Source organism: Lentibacillus halophilus, assembly GCF_055395055.1.
Genome location: NZ_AP043750.1, coordinates 2,837,512 through 2,856,523, shown reverse-complemented (window position 1 = coordinate 2,856,523; position 19,012 = coordinate 2,837,512). Strand labels below are relative to the sequence as shown.

The 19,012-nt window shown below is 40.3% G+C and carries 19 protein-coding genes, 1 other RNA gene, 1 pseudogene and 1 riboswitch; of the genes and pseudogenes, 17 read left to right on the top strand and 4 right to left on the bottom strand.

All coding sequences use genetic code 11. The annotated features are described in order from the left end of the window. Positions 1–84 precede the first annotated feature (84 nt). Together ssrA and ACZ5Q7_RS14090 are read left to right on the top strand one after the other, a co-directional pair. Positions 85–448, top strand: a transfer-messenger RNA (tmRNA) gene (gene ssrA / locus ACZ5Q7_RS14095). Between the two features lie 216 nt (positions 449–664). Next, positions 665–1,306 (top strand): NUDIX hydrolase, encoded by a 642-nt coding sequence (locus ACZ5Q7_RS14090; RefSeq protein ID WP_343752592.1) that lies wholly within the window; start codon positions 665–667, stop codon positions 1,304–1,306. Between the two features lie 40 nt (positions 1,307–1,346). Here ACZ5Q7_RS14090 and ACZ5Q7_RS14085 read toward each other — a convergent pair whose 3' ends face one another. Then, positions 1,347–2,162 (bottom strand): ZIP family metal transporter, encoded by an 816-nt coding sequence (locus ACZ5Q7_RS14085; RefSeq protein ID WP_343752591.1) that lies wholly within the window; start codon positions 2,160–2,162, stop codon positions 1,347–1,349. 281 nt (positions 2,163–2,443) lie between these two features. Beyond that, a complete protein-coding gene (gene tenA / locus ACZ5Q7_RS14080) occupies positions 2,444–3,130 on the bottom strand; it encodes a thiaminase II (protein ID WP_343752590.1) in 687 nt (228 codons plus the stop codon). Between the two features lie 84 nt (positions 3,131–3,214). After that, positions 3,215–3,315: riboswitch (TPP riboswitch) on the bottom strand. Between the two features lie 158 nt (positions 3,316–3,473). Between tenA and ACZ5Q7_RS14075 the strand changes: the two genes are divergently transcribed. After that, positions 3,474–5,738 carry an Eco57I restriction-modification methylase domain-containing protein gene (locus ACZ5Q7_RS14075; protein ID WP_343752589.1) on the top strand — a complete coding sequence of 755 codons (2,265 nt, stop codon included), beginning with the start codon at positions 3,474–3,476 and terminating at the stop codon, positions 5,736–5,738. Positions 5,739–5,903: 165 nt separating this feature from the next. On the opposite strand, the gene trhA is transcribed toward ACZ5Q7_RS14075, so the two are convergent. Further along, a complete protein-coding gene (trhA, locus tag ACZ5Q7_RS14070) occupies positions 5,904–6,551 on the bottom strand; it encodes a PAQR family membrane homeostasis protein TrhA (RefSeq protein WP_343752599.1) in 648 nt (215 codons plus the stop codon). 232 nt (positions 6,552–6,783) lie between these two features. Here trhA and ACZ5Q7_RS14065 point away from each other — a divergent pair, with 232 nt between their 5' ends. Then, positions 6,784–7,788: an LLM class flavin-dependent oxidoreductase gene (locus ACZ5Q7_RS14065; RefSeq protein ID WP_343752588.1), complete on the top strand. Its 1,005-nt coding sequence runs from the start codon at positions 6,784–6,786 to the stop codon at positions 7,786–7,788. A gap of 52 nt (positions 7,789–7,840) precedes the next feature. Here ACZ5Q7_RS14065 and ACZ5Q7_RS14060 read toward each other — a convergent pair whose 3' ends face one another. Next, positions 7,841–8,866 (bottom strand): aromatic acid exporter family protein, encoded by a 1,026-nt coding sequence (locus ACZ5Q7_RS14060; RefSeq protein ID WP_343752587.1) that lies wholly within the window; start codon positions 8,864–8,866, stop codon positions 7,841–7,843. Between the two features lie 270 nt (positions 8,867–9,136). Here ACZ5Q7_RS14060 and ACZ5Q7_RS14055 point away from each other — a divergent pair, with 270 nt between their 5' ends. From ACZ5Q7_RS14055 to ACZ5Q7_RS13995, 13 genes and pseudogenes are all read left to right on the top strand, one after another. Then, a complete protein-coding gene (locus ACZ5Q7_RS14055) occupies positions 9,137–9,649 on the top strand; it encodes a C40 family peptidase (protein ID WP_425542371.1) in 513 nt (170 codons plus the stop codon). Between the two features lie 565 nt (positions 9,650–10,214). Continuing rightward, positions 10,215–10,646, top strand: a complete 432-nt coding sequence (locus ACZ5Q7_RS14050; RefSeq protein WP_464432924.1) for a sigma-70 family RNA polymerase sigma factor — start codon at positions 10,215–10,217, stop codon at positions 10,644–10,646. Beyond that, positions 10,639–11,736 (top strand): DUF4179 domain-containing protein, encoded by a 1,098-nt coding sequence (locus ACZ5Q7_RS14045; RefSeq protein WP_343752585.1) that lies wholly within the window; start codon positions 10,639–10,641, stop codon positions 11,734–11,736. The genes ACZ5Q7_RS14050 and ACZ5Q7_RS14045 overlap by 8 nt, the downstream gene beginning before the upstream one ends. Positions 11,737–12,211: 475 nt before the next feature. Beyond that, positions 12,212–12,532, top strand: coding sequence for a hypothetical protein (locus ACZ5Q7_RS14040; RefSeq protein WP_343752584.1), 321 nt, complete (start codon positions 12,212–12,214; stop codon positions 12,530–12,532). A gap of 636 nt (positions 12,533–13,168) precedes the next feature. After that, a complete protein-coding gene (locus tag ACZ5Q7_RS14035; protein WP_343752583.1) occupies positions 13,169–13,366 on the top strand; it encodes a hypothetical protein in 198 nt (65 codons plus the stop codon). Positions 13,367–14,166: 800 nt separating this feature from the next. Continuing rightward, positions 14,167–14,247 carry a putative holin-like toxin gene (locus tag ACZ5Q7_RS14030; RefSeq protein ID WP_425542372.1) on the top strand — a complete coding sequence of 27 codons (81 nt, stop codon included), beginning with the start codon at positions 14,167–14,169 and terminating at the stop codon, positions 14,245–14,247. A gap of 292 nt (positions 14,248–14,539) precedes the next feature. Then, positions 14,540–15,313: a DUF3221 domain-containing protein gene (locus ACZ5Q7_RS14025; RefSeq protein WP_343752582.1), complete on the top strand. Its 774-nt coding sequence runs from the start codon at positions 14,540–14,542 to the stop codon at positions 15,311–15,313. A gap of 127 nt (positions 15,314–15,440) precedes the next feature. Further along, a complete protein-coding gene (locus ACZ5Q7_RS14020) occupies positions 15,441–15,614 on the top strand; it encodes a hypothetical protein (protein ID WP_343752581.1) in 174 nt (57 codons plus the stop codon). A gap of 94 nt (positions 15,615–15,708) precedes the next feature. After that, positions 15,709–16,026, top strand: coding sequence for a hypothetical protein (locus ACZ5Q7_RS14015; protein WP_464432923.1), 318 nt, complete (start codon positions 15,709–15,711; stop codon positions 16,024–16,026). Positions 16,027–16,123: 97 nt separating this feature from the next. Next, entirely contained in the window at positions 16,124–16,351 is a 228-nt protein-coding gene (locus ACZ5Q7_RS14010; RefSeq protein ID WP_343752579.1) for a DUF6007 family protein, read from the top strand. A gap of 72 nt (positions 16,352–16,423) precedes the next feature. Next, positions 16,424–16,849: a YrvL family regulatory protein gene (locus ACZ5Q7_RS14005; RefSeq protein WP_343752578.1), complete on the top strand. Its 426-nt coding sequence runs from the start codon at positions 16,424–16,426 to the stop codon at positions 16,847–16,849. A gap of 108 nt (positions 16,850–16,957) precedes the next feature. Continuing rightward, positions 16,958–18,078, top strand: a pseudogene (locus ACZ5Q7_RS14000) (IS3 family transposase). Between the two features lie 246 nt (positions 18,079–18,324). Then, positions 18,325–18,564, top strand: coding sequence for a hypothetical protein (locus ACZ5Q7_RS13995; protein ID WP_343752564.1), 240 nt, complete (start codon positions 18,325–18,327; stop codon positions 18,562–18,564). The last annotated feature ends 448 nt before the right edge of the window (positions 18,565–19,012 follow it).

Genomic DNA, 19,012 nt, shown 5'->3' with positions numbered 1-19,012 from the left:
GTGTTATAATAAAACTAGTCGCAATGGCGACATTAAATGAATAGTGCTCGTTCCTTCCAGGCGCATTCTCCATCTTTTGAATATGGGGGCGTTACGGATTCGACAGGGATGGATCGAGCTCGGACTGCGCGTCGAGGTTACGTCTCGTAAAACGTTATCGCTAAATATAAACGGCGAAGATAACGAAGAACCTGCTTTAGCAGCTGCCTAAGCAGTGCTAAAGCGATCCTTCCTGCCATCGCTCGCGTGGCAGATTGAAGGGTCTCAAATGAAGCGGGCTATTCCTTCATCCACCGTCTGAGGATGTTGGCTGAAACGAATCAGACTAGCTGTCCGGAAGCCCGTTGGCAGGCTGAAGGATATGCGAATCACAATATGCTAACTATGCGTGTAGACGTCCGGGTGGCGATATCTCTGGACGTGGGTTCGATTCCCACCGTCTCCACCAATACATATGTTGGTGGTTTTTTAATGTTTTGACATTTGGCATCACATATTTCATATATTGTAATGAAATGGAGTTAAAAAAGTGACGAATGATGCCAATAAATATCCGATACCGAATCCCCTGTTGGTCATGCTTCCGTGACTGTTTCAAAGGGGATTTTTTGCTTGATTATATAACATGTCATAAAAGAATTCTTATCAGATGGAGGTGCATTCATTGGATTCATCAGATATTATCGCTAAGCTTAAACAGCATGAACCATCCATTCTTGGGCGGGAAAAATACCGGGAATATGGTGTTTTGATTCCACTCATAGAAACTGAGCAAGGGGAGACTCATGTTTTATTTGAGGTGAGAGCCATGACCATGCGCAGCCAGCCGGGAGATGTATGTTTTCCGGGTGGCAAGATGGACGGTTATGATGAGGATGAGCAGCAATGTGCCATCAGGGAAACATCGGAGGAATTGGGACTTGACTCCTCAGCCATACGGGACGTGTTTCAACTGGATTATCTTATTTCTGAATCGCGGATTGTTTATCCGTTTGTTGGACGAATCATGCAACCGCAACAAATGAGCCCAAATGAATCGGAAGTGGAACGGATCTTTACCGTGCCGCTGTCTTTTTTTTTGCATAGCGAGCCGGAGATCTATCAAGTTGCGTATCATCCTGTGCCTGAGAAGGACTTCCCATTTGAACTCATTCAAGGCGGTAAAAACTATAACTGGAACGCACGTAGCAGAGACGAACTTTTCTATCAATACAACGGGAATGTCATTTGGGGCATGACGGCGCTGATTATAAACCATTTCGTTCACCTGATACAGGCTGCGGATAAGACGCGGACAGAGGGATGATCAACGGAACGATACCTTACCCGCATGCCGCTATATCCCGCTATCCCAGTGCGACATCGAGTATCATCATAATGGTAAAACCGAACATGATACTCATGGAGGCGAGGTCGGTATTTCCATTTTCCTGCGACCCCGGAATAACTTCTTCAGCCACAACGAAAATCATCGCACCTGCAGCAAAACTTAATGCATAAGGCAACAGGGGTTGCATAATGGTGACGGCGAGTGCTCCGATGATTCCGGCGATGGGTTCGACGACGCCGGATGCCTGCCCGTAGGCGAAACTTTTTCCCCGGGACATTCCTTCACGTCGGAGCGGCATCGACACGGCCAATCCTTCAGGAAAGTTCTGAATGCCGATACCGAGCGCCAGCGCAATGGCTCCTCCTAGCGACGCGGTCGGCAAATCGGCGGCAATGGCTCCGAACGCGACACCAACCGCAAGTCCTTCCGGAATATTATGCAGTGTGATAGCTAAAACAAGAAGTGTACTGCGTCTTTTTCTGTCCGGATTGATCCCTTCAGCCTCATCCATAGCTAACCCGGGATGAAGATGCGGGAGCAGTTTATCGGATGCCCAGAGGAAAACGCCGCCAAGCAAAAACCCTATTGCGGCTGGAGCCCATGCCGGTAAGGGTCCGCCTTCCGCCTTTTCCAATGCCGGTGACAGCAGGGACCAAAAACTTGCAGCAATCATGACACCCCCGGCAAAGCCGAGCATACTATCCATGAAACGCTGATGGAAGCCTCTCGTTGCAAAAACGAGCGCGGCACCGAGTGCGGTCATGCCCCATGTAAAAAGTGTGGCAATGGTTGCCTGTGCGATCGGGTTTAAATCCAAAAAATAATCAAACATGATGAATGGTCTCCTTCTTTTGTTTCTTCACTAACAAACTATGTTTAATTAATGAAAACTTGATTCAAGTAACTATTTTTATTTTGCATAGCCTTAAAAGTTTACCTCAGGAAACTTTTATTGGTTTCAGAAACATAGTACAATCATTACCATCCCATGTCAATTATAGGATCTGTCTATTGAAAAAAATCATACCGCTTGGCATCTCTATGACCGTTGTCCACAAAAAACTTCCTCTTAGGTTGTCAGGCAGACACAAAAGAGGAAGTTTCCAGCTGTTGTTAGACGGTTTGTGCAACAGGCCACATGGATATATTTTCTGCCATATCCCAAAACATATACTCAAAGTAACTCGTTTTGACGACGATTTCCTCCAATTCTTTTAGTTCGTGTTCCGGTTTGTCTTTCCCGATGTCGTCAATTAGATCAATGCAGTTTTTGGCAATGTTGGCAAACGCGTCAGATGAATACATTTTGACCCAGTTGCCATATAACTCATGTTCGGTACCATTTGGCCATGTGGCAAGTTCGTTTCCGATAAAGTTATAACTCCATGCGCAGGCAAGAACCGCTGCGATTGCGTTTTCAACACCGCCGCTCTGCGCTTTGTTCAACATATAGCTTGTATAGGCAGTGACAGTGGCGGATGGTTCGGTTGCTTCCAATTCATCTTTTGTAATACCGAATTTGGATGCGTATTCCCGGTGTAAATCCATTTCTTCGTTCATGGTCCCGTGCAGAAGATTGGCGAAAATGGTCATCGTCTTTAAGTCACGCGCTTTTGATGCCCCGATGGCGAAAATGCGCGAGTACTCCATTAAGTAAATGTAGTCCTGTTTCATAAAATGCTTAAACTTTTCCACATCGAGCGTTCCGTCCCCAATCCCTTTGACAAAGGGGTGCTCCAAATACGAGTTCCATAAAGGCTCCACCCGTTTAAAAATACGATCGCTGAACGATTGTTCCAAAATAAAAACTCCTCTCTTAATCACTAAGAGGGAGCAGTTTCTTATGTACTCGGTAACTATCGCCATTGGATAGTGTGGCGAATCATACAATCATCTCCACTTCCCTACGCCAGTATGAACTGGATCAGGTTCAAAGGGTCAAGTCTTACCTTTCTCAGCAGCGAAATGCTCCCCTAGTGTCGTTGTTTTATTATTGTATTTGATTCAATCAAAACATATAACGTTATGCGTGTCAATATATTTGTCAAAATTTTTACTCATTGGATCAATGGGTGTCATTTGCCACGTGTTCAACGCGTTATGCTATGATGTATACAATGACCAGGCTGAAAGTGGGGAAAGGATGCAGTATTCAACAGACGGGCGAATGACGAGGATCAACCGTAGCGATAGAGAGCAGGAACAAGCTGTTGCCAAAAAGTTTTACGCAGACTATCGATACGTATGGCAAACATTGGTCGCACACGTACAGAATCAAACGACGGCGTACGGTGCGCCGGTGATGTTTGAAACCATACAAAAGCTTCTCAACCGATTGCTCGTTGTTTGTTTTTGTGAAGATAACCATTTGCTGTCAAACAATCGATTGCGTCATCTTGTGCAAGCGGCCAAACAGTCGTCGGACGACAGCGGTACCGGAATATGGTGTCGACTGAAAGAACTGTTTTTTTCGATGAATCAAGACAACTTCAATCGATTGAATGGTGAGTTATTTCAAGTCGATCCGGTACTGGACCAAATCATTATTCAAGACCATATGTTCTGCCTGGTTGAAAACATAACGAGATACGACTTTTCCACAGACGTTAGCGTCAATATACTCGGCTATGTATTTGAACAATCGATGAACGATCTGGAAAAAATAAAATCGGATATGACAGAGGCCCCGGGGCAGGGGAGACGAAAGAAAGAGGGGATATTCTACACATCCCCCGATGTTACCAAGCGATTGCTGGACGAAACATTACAGCGATGGATGGATGATAGAAAACGGGAATTGCAAGCGGTATCCCGATCACACCTTTACGATCAACTTCAGAAACAATTGCAATCTGTTACCATATTGGACCCGGCTGCGGGCAGTGGTGCTTTTTTGAACATGGCGCTGGACAGTGTCGTGTCAGAATGGGAAACAATCCATAAAAAACGCCAGGAAACACAAGACGGACAAGTAAATATAACCGATATCAGCCGATATATCGTAAATCATAATTTGTTCGGTGTTGACCGGAATGATGAGAGCATTGAGATAGCTAAATGGTCGCTATGGTTAAAAACAGCGACTACATATGATGAATTAACGTCACTTGATGCTCATTTGCAAACGGGAAATTCAATTATCGATCAACCGGATGTCTCGGATGAGGCATTCGACTGGCATCAGGCATTTCCGGACGTCATGAATGCGGGCGGATTTGATATCATTATCGGCAATCCTCCGTATGTCTTTACCAGAGATAACGGGTTCAGTGATGATGAAAAAGCCTACTTTAACAGCCATTATGATTTAGTGGACTATCAAATGAATACCTATTTATTATTTATAGAACGGTCGTATCATTTGTTAAAAGAAGGCGGGTGGTTTGCGTTTATTGTTCCTAATACGTGTTTGACGATTGATTCATGTAAGAAAATGCGTCGTTTTCTGCTGGAGCAGACGGGTCATTTAAAAATCATTAATATATACGACCGGATGTTTGAACAGGCCGGTGTTGATACATGTTTTATTATTTTTCAAAAACGTACACCGACAACTGTCAAGCTTGGGGAGTTTACTGACGGTCATGTCACAATTGTTGCCGACGTGGAGCCGGATGAATTAACGGATGAGCAAAGTATTATAAATATATCACTCATGAAAAACAAACAAGCTGTGGAATTGATGAAAAAAATTGAAAACACCAGTTTGGATCTGGGCTCCGTTGCGACTGTCAAGTCAGGATTGGTGGCTTATGAGGTTGGTGAAGGCATTCCGGTTCAGACAAAAGAAATGAAAGAAAATCGAGTCTATCACAGTGATTATCAAGTTGATGACACCTACTGGCGATACCTCGATGGGCGTGATGTTTGCCGGTATCATCTGAATTGGGGAGGGAAGTGGCTTCAATACGGTGCTAATCTGGCTGCCAAACGGCAAAAAGAGCTATTCACGAAACCAAGAATTTTAGTCAGACAGATCCCCTCTCAAGCAATGTATGCGATTCATGCTGTCTACACGGAAAAAGCGCTATTAAATGATCGCAATGCCAATAACATCATCGACTGCCGTATGGATCCCTTGTTTTTATTGGGTGTGATTAATTCCACTGTGATGACGTTTTGGTTTATGAATAAATTTGACAAATTTCAGCGAAAAACATTTCCGCAATTGAAGGTGAAGGATCTGAAAATGTTCCCTGTACCGGATGTTTCCGAACAAAAGCAAAAACGTATTTCCCAATTCGTGGAACAGATGCTGCACGTTCAACGTGATAAAAATACGGATGAATGGAATGAAGAGGAAGCCCGGTTAAATAAACAGATCGATCAGTGGATAGCAGATGCGTTTGGTCTAAGCGAGGAAGAAATCAAACGAATGGAAGCGAATCTGGCAGAAAGTGTGAATTAAGCTTTTGGGAGGCTTACGTTATTTGTGATATACTGATTTAAATGATTTGAAGGAGTCGTTGCTATGGCCAGTGGATCGCATGAATACTAGAATGGAGCAGATATAGTGTGAACCAACCTTCTGTAGGTATGTGCAGAGGGTTGGTTCAATGCTCGTCACATCATTTTAAAGGACGTAACCATACACGCAAATAAAGTGACATAGACTGCCGACTAAAATGAATATGTGAAAAATCTCGTGAAATCCCATGTGTTTAAATGAGAGAAATTGTGGTTTCTGCCAATATATTAACGCACCGATCGTGTAAAATACCCCGCCGAGAATGAGCATCAGCAACCCGTTAGTGCCAATGATTGGTGCAAGCGCCGGGATGTAAAAAATAGCGACCCAGCCCATTCCTACATACAATGCGGTTGACAGCCACCTGGGTGCGTGGAACCAGACAAGCTTAAAGGTAACCCCCATGAACGCTAGTCCACTTATAACGGCAAATAAAATCCATCCCACCGTGCCGCTTAAACTGATCAGGCACAACGGGGTATACGTGCCGGCAATCAGGACAAAAATCATGGAATGGTCAACGCGACGTAAAAAAGCGATAATATGGTCGCGTGCAACAACCATATGGTATGTCGCAGAGGCGCTGTACAAGAGAATCAAACTTGCACCGAATACGACTACGGCCGCCACTGCCAGTCCGGACTGGGACGTGACTGAGGCTTTCATAACCAATGCAAGTAATCCGAAAACAGACAATATGGCCCCGAATAAATGGGTCAGTCCATTTATAGGTTCGCGAATAGACATACGCAAAACATCCTTATCTGACGAGCTGTCATCCTCATCTCTGAACATGGGTCACACCACATTCAGAGGGGATAAACCGCCCGTATTTCTGATTCCTTCAACGAATCATCGGTGAGTGATAAAACCGCCCGCTGATTGACGTTTCGTTAAAGTATGTATCCACCATAAACGTCCACGCTATTGTTTTCAACCCAAATGGACACATCATCGGTATTATCATGAGAAAGAAGGGTGTAATATGAAACTAAGCATATTGGATCAATCCCCAATTTCAACGGGCGCATCGGCACGTGAAGCACTGCATGCATCGGTGGATCTGGCCAGAGAAGCTGATGCGTTAGGGTATCATCGCTATTGGATAGCTGAACATCATGACATGGATGGGTTGGCATGTCCGAATCCGGATGTCTTTCTGGGAATCATCGGGTCGCAAACCGAACGAATACGGATAGGTGCGGGTGCCGTGTTACTGCCGCATTATAAACCGTTCCGTGTTGCGGAAACGTATAACATGCTGGCAACCTTGTATCCAGGGCGCATTGACTTGGGAATCGGCCGTGCGCCGGGAGGATCTGCGGAAGCATCCATCGCGCTGTCCGGCAATTTTTTGAAAAATGTCCGTCATATGCCGGAAACCATTGATGAATTGCGTATGTTTTTACATGGTGGTTTTCCAAAGGATCAACATAACGCAAAAATCAAACCGTCCCCTGTGCCAGCCATCCCACCCGATATGTGGTTGTTGGGAACAAGTGAAAAGAGTGCGCAGGCAGCCGCTGAACAGGGTATTCCGTATGCATTCGGGCAATTCATGAGCGATCAGGATGGCCCACGGGTTATGCAGACCTATATGGATACCGTCACGGCAAACGATCAATATACCCCGCCACGTAAACTCGCAGCGGTATCGGTTGTCTGTGCTGAAACGACCGAAAAGGCGAGAGAACTCGCTTTAAGCAATCAGTTATGGCGAATTCAGCAGGCAAAAGGGGAGGGGGATGGCAAGGTACCTTCTGTTGAAGCAGCAAAACGTTACAAATATACCGACGAGGACTTGGCCATGATTCGCGAAACAGCCAATCAAATGATCATCGGCAACCCTCAAGACGTCAAGCAAGCGCTCACCCAAATGCAGACGTTATATAACACAGATGAATGGATGATTGTGACCATTACCCACAGTTATGAAGCCAGAAAAGAATCATACCGGTTAATCGCCGATGAAATGTTGGCGGACAGCTGATCATCCGGGATGGTCCATTCACGAAAAAAATGATTCATCCCGAATGGACCATTTACTGTTTTTGATAATATCGTTCGACAAGGTTATAGATGGAGACAAGCTCATACAGCATAATAATCCTTGGACGAAAGCTGGTTCGATACTGTTTTTTATTGATAGCGATCTCCTCACTATGATCCCAAAATAGTCCGGTCAATTGCTCAAGCCGTTCCCTATGGTCCTCTTGATTATATAAATGAGGATCTTTAAGGGATGCGGCCAATTTTGTTGCGGTATTCCGGATAATCACCTTGTCGTCGTCGGTCAATTCCAGATTGTTGAATGACGTATGAATCAAATTGCCGATGTGATAATGAATGACTTGCAGACGCTTGAGTTGATACTGTTCCGCTTGAAATTGCTTCCATTCATTTCCGGTAAGTGGATGATATTTGGTCTCCTCTTTTTGATACCGGATGAGCTCTTCCGTTTGATGAATGAATTCATCGACTTGGTCGGCCATTTCCTCCTCGATAACAGTGATGCGTTTTTCCCCATCCAGTATGTCATTAATCAATTGTTCAAAGGAAACCCCTGTTTTGTACGCAATTGTACGCAGGCGTTTGCTAATTTCTTCTGTATAGTCCGGTGGCAACATAAACAAATTAACGACTGTTGAGACAACCAGACCTGTTGTTGTCGTTCCAAGCCGGATAAAAAATGACATAAGGAAACTGCTGTGTATGACTTCCACCATAGCAACCGACGTCAGTGTTGCAACAAGCACACCTGAATGCAGTTTAAACCGCACGCACGTTGTAATGGTAAATACAGCAGACAGCGTGTAGGTCAATGGCGAATTGCCGAATAATGATATAAATAGCACAGCATACGCTGATCCGATGGCCGATGCTGGAAAACGCACAAACCCTTTCTTGATGGAGTCTGATACAGTCGGTTCCAATGTAACAATGGCTGTTATGACTGCAAAAACAGGCGGCCAGTCCAACAGAATACAAATCCACGCTGTAATAAAAATGGCTACACCGGTTTTAATGATGCGGCCGCCCATCAACTTCATATGTTTTTTCCGTTTCATCTGTTTCACTCCGCAATAATTTCTACCATCTATTTTTCCAATTTATTCGTTCATTTGCAACCATTTGTAACAAGAAAAGCCTGTAAAATAAAAAACAGTCATTTGAAATACAATTGTAATATTCCTATTATATGTATGTCATATTTAAATGTTATAATCCAATTATCATAAATCTATTAATACCTTTTTTCAAACATAGATTATTCGAACGATGGGCAATAGGTACATAGATTTCATTTCAAAATTTCAAGTAGAATGGGGGAGTAACTGTTGAAGCGAATTATTGGTTTCACAACAGGCATGGTCCTGGCGGGGAGTTTGTTTGTCACGGCTCCAGTCGGTGCGGAAACGTCGCATGATGTTAAAAACGAACGGTTATCGGTCCAGTCCAATCTGTCGAAAACGGAAGATGAAAATGACGATTTATCCGCTGTTATTGATGCCGGATATACACAAGTAGGAACGCCGTATGTATTTGGAGGAAAAGGTCCTGATGGTTTTGACTGTTCCGGATTTATATCATGGGCATTTGCACAAGCAGATATCTCCATTCCGTCAAGTACTGCAGCATTGCAGAATACGGGTGAACGTATCTCATACAGCGATGCACAGCCTGGCGATCTTGTTTTCTTTAATACATACAAAACGAATGGCCATGTAGGCATTTATCTCGGCAATGATAAATTCCTGGGTGCTCAATCAAGTGACGGGGTCAGTGTGGCCAGCATGAACAATACATACTGGAAGTCGCACTTTGCTGGACATGTGCGCCGGGTACGTTAATCAGATAAAAATCACAATACATATGAAAGAGTCACGTATAGTTCCTGTCCATTTGGATAACAGGAACTATTTTTTTATGACTTAAATGTTCTTGTTATAAAAGATGTTGTCAGGCTGATGAGAACACGCTCTATCATGAGGAAAGCAAAGTAGTAGAAAAGTGGTTGTCTGATGTTTATGAGTACCCAAAACAAGAGTGGATCCTGGGAAAAGGCAACAGCATCAGAACAATGAAGTTACTATAAAGGACTTGATTATTCAAGGAAACCTTATCCAAAACACTGAAACATGTGATAAGTTGAGGTTAAGTAAATTCACGTTATAGAGTTGTTTCTCGTTCATATATTTAAGGAAGCAGGGGTTGTCTCCTGCTTTTTTTATTCCGGTATGTTCAACTGGGCAAAAAAAGTGAAGCCAAATAATGATAACGTCCGTCTAATGGATAGGAATATATTCAAGGAAATGAAGGTGAGTGACAATTATTGATTTAGTTCACAAGGCTCAGAAAGGTAACGAAAAGGCTTTTTTAAAATTGTTCCAAGCGTACGAGGAGTACATTTATCGAGTGGCGTATTTGTATGTGAAAAATAAGGATGATGCCCTCGATGTTGTTCAGGAAACGGCTTATCGGTCGTTTAAGAAAATAGGCACACTAAAAAATGCGGATCACTTTAAAACATGGTTGATAAAGATAGCCATAAACTGTGCAACCGATATGCTGAGAAGGCAGAAGAAAGTCATTTACTTAAATCCCGAACACACGGATTTAACTGACACCGATGATAAGGACCTCCCATTGGCTTTGTCCTTACATGATTTGCTTGAAAACTTAAATGAAGGGGAAAAAAGCATTATTCTTTGGAGATTTTACCATGGTTATACGCTCAAAGAGATTTCGGAAATCGAGGAGCATCCATTGGGTACAATAAAATCGACTTATTATCGATCGTTGGCAAAACTTCGCAAACAGGTAAGGAGGGCTGATATGTATGAGTAATAAGGTCAAACGCGAGTTAGAAAAAATCGACATTCCAGACGAATTGCACGATAGAGCCAAATCAGGGGTGAAAAAAGCTAAAACAGAAACCAGAAGGTCGAAGCAAGCAGCTGGCAGACCAAGATTTTACAAAAGACTAATATTAGTTGCGACAGTTTTCCTGATGATTGGTTCAGCATTATCCTTTACTCCCGCTTTAGCAACTGTTCAACAGATATATGACCAAATTTTTTCAAGCCAGCATATTGATGACACAGGTGTAAGAATGGCACTTAAATCAGGGGAGGGGCAGATTCTGGATCAAACATATTACGATAAAAAACATGACATTACAGTGCATTTTGACAGAGTATTGACCGATGGTAAAGAGACTAAACTCCTGCTGACCTATCAGAGTGACAAGACCGATTTGCAGAATTATTATATTGACCTCTTTGAGGGTGTAAGCTCTATCAACCTGATTGTTGGAAATGAACAAAAGAGATTGGATAACGTGGGATGGGGAAGCAGATATTACAACAGTGAAAAAAACAAGGTTGCTGAAGCTTTATCATTTGATTCAATAAAAAATCATGAAGGACAGCAGATTAGTTTGGAGGTTGAGGACTTAACTATTTGGCGTGACGGAGATGGAGGAGAGGCCCAAACAACATGGCCAGTTGAATTTAAACTTAAACAATCCGCTATCTCGGAAAGGGAATCCGTAACAATCAATAAAGAATTCACCTTTAAAGATGAAACATATAAAATTAAGCATGTCGAGTTTTCAGAAATGGAAACAAGAGTGGTCGTTACCGGCTCTGACATAAAAGCCTGGACAGAAAATGGTACGAAAGTCAGAATGATGAGTAAGTTGGAAAAGCAATTCCTGAATCCAAGGGAAAACAGTAAAGAATACGGTTATAGGGCAGATGTTGAGAAATCCGGAGTATATCTAAAATCATCTGGCGAAAAAGTGGATCCTATTTACAGCAAGGGTGAAGTTGAGGGTGCGGATAATCAATTTGTGATGACCTTTGCTCCAGTCAAGGATAGACAAAAATACATTCTTGAAGTAGGTGAGGATATAGAAATTCCACTAACAAAGTAGGGTGTTCTCCAGCCTCTTAATGACCAGGATATACTTTTGTAAGGCGTTACCTGAATGTTAGGTATCGCCTTTCTATTTGTTTTCTACATGTACACGGGTGTGAACTGGAATAAAAATAAGCATTTGTAAAAACAAAGCGCTAACTAATCAAGCGTTTATGCCAATAAGTTAAGTGCATTTTTATAGAAAAAAGTATTGAGTTAATTATTGAAATTTGAAATACTTGTTATCAAGTTGAAGGTCACTATATGAATAAACACTCATAAAAGTAACAGATACTTTTGAAACTCATTATTATTAAATTAATAAGCTTTATGGAATATAAGTAAAGAAAAAATTTTTTGCTTTAAACGAAGGCATGTATTCGTCAATCGGGCGCCTATCTAATAAAACCGCGCCAATATCGAACATAAGGTCCAGATTGTAAAATAACGATTATCAATCTTTATGAAACGGAGGAAGGTATGATGTTCAGGTGAGTTTAACATATGGACTTTGGATTGGGTTATGCTGTATAGGAATTATTGCTGGAATATATCTAATAGTTAAAGATAAGAGTAGTGGGACAACAAAGCCAAAAGAAAAAAGAGAACTTCAAGCATCAATTTTCTTCACCTTTGTAATGTTTTGTATGTCCGTTGTTTCCTTCTTTGAAATAGGTATTTCACCTATGCTTTTTCTTTTTGCCTTTTCCTTTTTAATGGGGTCATTTATGGTGATCCACAGTTTCAAAAAAAGAAAAAATGAAGCGTACAAAACTAAAATTCTTACTCAATCGGGCGCGATTCTAGAATAAGAATTATGCCATTAAAGGGCCATTTTGTTGAATAAAAAAGTAAAATATAGAAGAAAAATCTAAGGAAAGGGAAAGTGTTTATTTTGAATGCGATATTAAAAAATATATTTCTCGGAATTGTAACGTTTATTATTGGTTATATTATTGTTTGGTTTTTTTCCGGTTCAAAAGGGAAAATTGAATTATCATATTATGCAGCAATCTCATACTCACTTATTTTTTTAGCAGCTGTTATTGTAGTCTGTACCGGAATAATAGCGAATAAGCTAGATAAGTTGTCTCGTCCTAACGATAAGCAGAATAAATAATTAATTTAATGGTGTTGTGGGCTTTTGGTTTTGGAGAAGGAGCGATGCATTTAAGGGCCTGGATTGTGATAGTGACTCCTTTCGTCCTTTGGGGCATTTTATATCCTATTCAATTCTTACGAAAAAGTAATATTTGGAGATGGCTTTGTTTTGCTTTTATGATTGTCATTCTTTATTTATGGGAAACAGGGTATGGCGCATTACTTCTGCGTACATTAGGCGTATAAAAGTATGCTGTGAAACAATCGGGCGCATATCAGGAATAAAGAAATGCGCTCATTACTGCTTGATCGGGCCATTATGCAGAACAAGTAAGGGGTAAATTATTATGTTATTTAATAATAAAGAACATCCGTGGCGTTTTGCTATTGGAGGTTGGGGAGCATTTGTCGTGGCGATTATTTTGTTCTTAATATTTGATTATAATATATATCTAGTGCTTGGTCTTTTAACCGCAGCAATAATTTTAACGATTGGGAACGCTATTAATGTGCTTTACACAAAATGGAAATCAAAGGAAGGGTAATTTTGGCCATTACCAGATATTAGCTTAAACAAACATTGACAATACAGTATTTCCTTGGTCGATTGTAAATAAGGGAATTCATCAGAATAAAAGCTATTCACATACAAATGGGGAAATTTATAGTTTTGAAGAAGCACAAAATTATAGTTCTAATAATACTTCAACAGTTGAAGAAATCAGGGTTTCAAGAACAAATTTTATTGAATTTTTGAGTCAACATTTAAATCAAATTATATATTTAAAACTTGAGATAAATGACGACCATTTACGTCGGTACCACTTAAGTTCTAAAGGTTTAGGAGATGATCTATATTTTTTAACGGAGAGTTATTATCGACGGAATGGTTTATTTAGTGATAAATATAGTATAACGGATTTCATAACACCAAAAGCTTTGCGAAAAATGAAAATGAAAGAAAAAAAGGATCTGGTATTTGAACATATGGTACCAAAAAATTTATTCCTGAAAGATTTGGTAAATAAAGCGAGAACTGAATTATACGTGTACTGTCACAAAAGATGAAAATAAATTATTACCTCGTACAAAGATGCAAGAAGGTTGGGATACCCATAATCCTTTTTATCGTTACCAGTTAGCGGGTATTGATTTTGTTGAGAATCCACACTCATATTAAGTGGAAAGATTCTAGGATGTGATTCTAGGGTCTTTTTCTATTTTAATAGGAATAAAAAAAGAAAGATCACTCCCTATAAAATAGTTATTTTTGTTACAATGGTGAAAGGTGTAATAAGGCTTTCATGGGTGGTGGCTCACTCCCCTGGAAAGGGGGTGATGCCTAATGACAGTATTTCAAACACTTTTGCTGATGATCACATTTGCATCATTAGTCGTGTCGATATTGTCAAGCACAAAAAAATAACCACCCTGCGAGCCTGACAAGCAAGTAGGTGGTTATTAAGCCTAACTTTGTGAGTCGCCCCCTTAAAGGGCTATTACACTCGGCCGATTGGTGTTTGCGCACCATTCGGTCTTTTTAGTATATGATTATCTAATTATATTATACCTCATTTTTAGGTATTTTTAAACAGATACAACGAGTTAAAATAATGGCATCTTCATTTATTGGGTGTTACCGCACCAACAACACCTAACGGATGAAGACAATCAAAACATTAAGGATTCGATGTTTGGCTAACAGGGAGGTTAAATCATTGAAACGAGTTCTTATATTCGCTATTCCTTTGTTACTCAGTCTGTCATTATTCGGATGTGGCACTGATATGGATTCAAATCCGGATGTAGAAGGCTATGTACTTAAAACAGATAAAGACAGGGTACTGGTTGCGGAGGATATTTCATCAGAGAAATTTGAAGAAATAAAAGATAAGACAGTCTCGGAATTCCGAGAACATACAAGTCAGCAAGATAAACTTGAGCTTATGTTTATAGATTATGATGACGCAGGTAAATTTGAAAAAGGAAATAAGATAAAAGCTTGGCTTGATGGCGGTGTCAATGATTCATATCCTGCCCAAGCTAAAGGTGAAAAGATTTCAGATTGTAATGGCACATTTTCGAATAATACAGATGAAAATGGGGGCTTATCAGGAGATAGTCCTCCCAGTGCGTATATAAAGATGAATAACAAAAAGTATGATACTAAACTGGGTTCATACTGCTGGAAAACCGGGTGTGTTGATAAAGTGGGCCTGGTTGAGCTATTAAAAGACCGGGAGCCTATACAAGTTCAAGCTGGTGAAAGCATAACTTTTGGAATGGAATACACTCCAAAGCCTAACGAAGTCCATCTTTCACAGATAATCAATGATAAAAAAACTAATGTAGAATTAAAAGGTAATCAGTTTACAGCTCCTAAGGAAAAAGGGATTTATTATTATAACTATAGCGTATGGTGGATGGATAAAGAAAAAGACAATGTCTCTCACGGTGATGCCTCTTATGCATTCGTTTTAGAAGTTAAATAAATGGACGCGATTGTCTAACAACTTTATTCCAACATCGGGCCAATTTGGGGAATAAATTTGAAACATTTAAGGGTTCCAAAACGTTATATATTATGAAACCTTATAATGAAATGAAAGGGGGATCACAATGAGTGTTAGTAGTTTCAGTTTAATCGGAACAATAATCTCGATAATTGTCATTGCACTTGTTCTTGCACTTGTTATTTATGCAATTAAGGCAATCATTAAACCGGGGACAAAATTTCAACAAAAACTAGATAAATTAGAAGAAGATGTTAATGATTTAAAAAACAATAAGTAGTATATCGTTTAAAGCAATAGGGCGCATATCAGGAATAAAGAAATGCGCCCATTACCGCTTGATTGTGCCATATTGCGGAATATAAGGAGTGGTAATGATGAAAGGTGAATGTTCGCACGATACGTATAAGATGGAAGCTGACTATGGCGCTGATCCTCTGTGGTGTTCAAAGTGTGGCTGTAACCTTGATATTGATGATTTTCCTCTTACTGATGAATTGAAATCTGAGTTAATGAATTGGGTCATCGAGTATGGAAAAATTCTAGAACAGACTGATTATGGCGAAAAAATAAAGCGTGATACGGCAGTATTAGTTAAATCTCATGATGAAAAAGGAATGAGTTTGTATCAAAAATTAAAATTCGAACTCGGAGATGAATACGAAGTAAATTATGTACATACATCAATTTGAACAGTAAATAAGGCAAAGGTGGCTTTGTTTTATCAATGTTCCTTCAATCATCGGGCGCCTATCTGGAATAAAGGCTTTCGCGACATAATAAATCTCGATGAAATGGGGGGTTCAGTTGGATGATAATTTAAAAGGTATTTTTGATAAAATGGAGATACTTGATCTAATATTTATAATCCCTATGTTTTTACTGTTTTCTTATTTGCCTAGCTATAATATTTGGAGCATATTATTTAACGTGATTATTGCTATATTCTTTGCGTTCGGTTTAGCAATGACGTTCCACACCCTTTTCGATTTTGTTAATAAAAAGAACAGTAATTAAAGTAATATGAACGGACGTAGCTATCGAACAAGGTTTGAGCCAGATCTCGGAAGTAGGGAGATTAATCAATATATGAAAGAAAATATAAAGAATATAATCGGAATGACACTATTCGTTATATTTATAATGGGCATTTTCATAGCGATTTACTTTTTTGGTATAGCAGGAATTTTTGAATTAATTGGTGTTCAGTATCAATCAATCTGGTCATTAATCATTTTTGTAATAAGTATCTTTATTCTGGGATTACCAGTTGATCTGGTTTTAGGTTCTATGGCTGAGTTAACTGTTGAAAAAATACGAGGTAAGATAACAGCATTTGTTATCCAATTTCTTTTTGGTTTTGTGACAAACTGGGTCGTTATTTTTATAGTAGATGTGTTTATGAGCGGTATTAATCTTTCACCTGGAGCAAAATTGGTCAGTTCATTGATACTAACTATTTTTGAGTCGGTATTTGGAAATGAAAAAAACAAACACAGAAAAGAAGCAGTTTGATATTTTTGGCTGACAAGCTTGTTCAATTATCGGGCGTCTATCCAGAATAAAGAAATATAATGGACCCAAGATTTTAGACACGAAAAAGGGAGATGTTAAGGTACTTTTATGAAACGTAAAAGCTATACACCTGAATTTAAATCACAAATCGTGTTGGAAATCTTGAAGGAAGAAAAATCCATGAGCCAGATCGCATCAGAGAACGAGGTTCACGTGAATCAGCTGCATAAATGGAAAACACATTTTCTGCAGGAGATGCCACAGGTTTTTGAGAAACAAAATAAGGACAAGGAAAAGATGAAAGCCGATTATGAAAAACAATTAGACAATCTGTATTCCGAAGTCGGGAAATTAACCACGCAGCTGTCGTGGCTCAAAAAAAAATCTGGCATCTACGACGACTAGGCAGGAACGTATGGAAATGGTCGATTGGGCTGATTCAGAACTCTCAATTTCCGATCAGGCCAAGTTGCTGGGCATCAATCGCTCCAGTCTTTACTACAAGCCCGTTCAGCCATCACAGGAGGAGGTGAACTTAAAAAACCGGATTGATAAGAATCTACACGAAATATCCCTATTTTGGCTCACGCAAGATCACGCAAATGCTGAAGAGCGAAGGGACAAATATTAACCGCAAAAGGGTTCAGCGCCACATGCACGAAATGGGCATTCAGGCAGTCCATCCGGGCCCCAACCTGAGCAAGCGCAATCTGCAGCACCGGATTTATCCCTACTTGTTGAGAGGTCGTTCAATTACCTACCCCAATCAGGTTTGGAGCATTGATATTACTTATATCCGCCTGCAGAGCAGCTGGATGTACTTAACGGCCATCATCGACTGGTTCTCCCGGTGTATTATCAGCTGGGAGTTGGATCAGACACTGGAAATGGACTTTGTCCTGGAAGCTGTTCAGCGTGCATTCGCAATCGGAACACCGGATATATTTAATAGCGATCAGGGCAGTCATTTCACCAGTTCCAGCTATATCAATCTACTGAAGGAGCACCCATCTATACAAATCAGTATGGATTCTAAGGGGCGTGCCCTGGACAATATCCGTATCGAACGATTTTGGCGCAACCTCAAATATGAAGAGGTCTATCTGAAAGACTATGCCACACCGAGGGATGCAAGAAACAATATACGAGAGTATATGAAAACCTATAACCATGAGCGCCCTCATCAGTCATTAAACTATAAAACGCCTGAATCCGTCTATTGTCACTAAGAGTTGATCCTTTCCATCTTTGGGCCATTATCTTTCCCATGTCAGAACCCGTCAAGGGTAAAAGCGCCCCTTGACGGAACCTGACATAGGAAAGACCCCGTTTTCTAAGATGGAAAAGGACGACAAGCATGAACCAACTTTCACCTTATTTTTATAAAATATGTGTCTTGACACTGGGGTCCACCTAAGAAATGCGCCCATTACTGCTTTATCGGGCTATTATGTTGAGGAAAAAGGGGGGGTAAAATGATCTTTACTAACTGGGTTTCTTATGCCGCTGTCGGACTTATGGTGGCTGTATTACTTTATGCGATTTTCAGTGTATTTTTTAAAAAACCAATGGGCTTATATATTGCAGCAGCACTCCACATTGTATTAGGAATATTGTCGCTTCCATCAATCGGACTGTATGTATTAGGAGTAGCCATTATTGAATTAATTATTGGAATTGTAATGACTGTAAAAAGAACAGCATTGAGTAGTTGAAGTGGTTAACGGGCGCATTGTTTAATAAATGGATGCTGCGTCCGAATCGAGCCAGATTGTGAAATTATTATAGAAAAAGGAGTTGAAAATAGATGGTGAGTTCTTTTAATCCAATAGGTATTATAATGATCTTGGCAATAATAACTGTTGTAATCACATTAATTATTTTTGTAATCCGAAAAGGCACCCAACCCAATAAAAAACTTAAACACGAAAACGAAAAATTAAAAAGAGAACTAAATAATTATAAAAAACGTTAAAGCAATAAAAAAATAAAGCTTATTACAAAACCGGGCGCCTATCTGGAATAAAGATCAGCGCCCATTCCCTGCGGAAAAGGGCTAAGTTGTTGAATAGCAATACCACTTTTTATAAAACGTTGGTAAGGTATCATTCCAATTGAGCTTAACAAAATAGCGATCAAAGTAACATAGTTTGTTATTTTGCT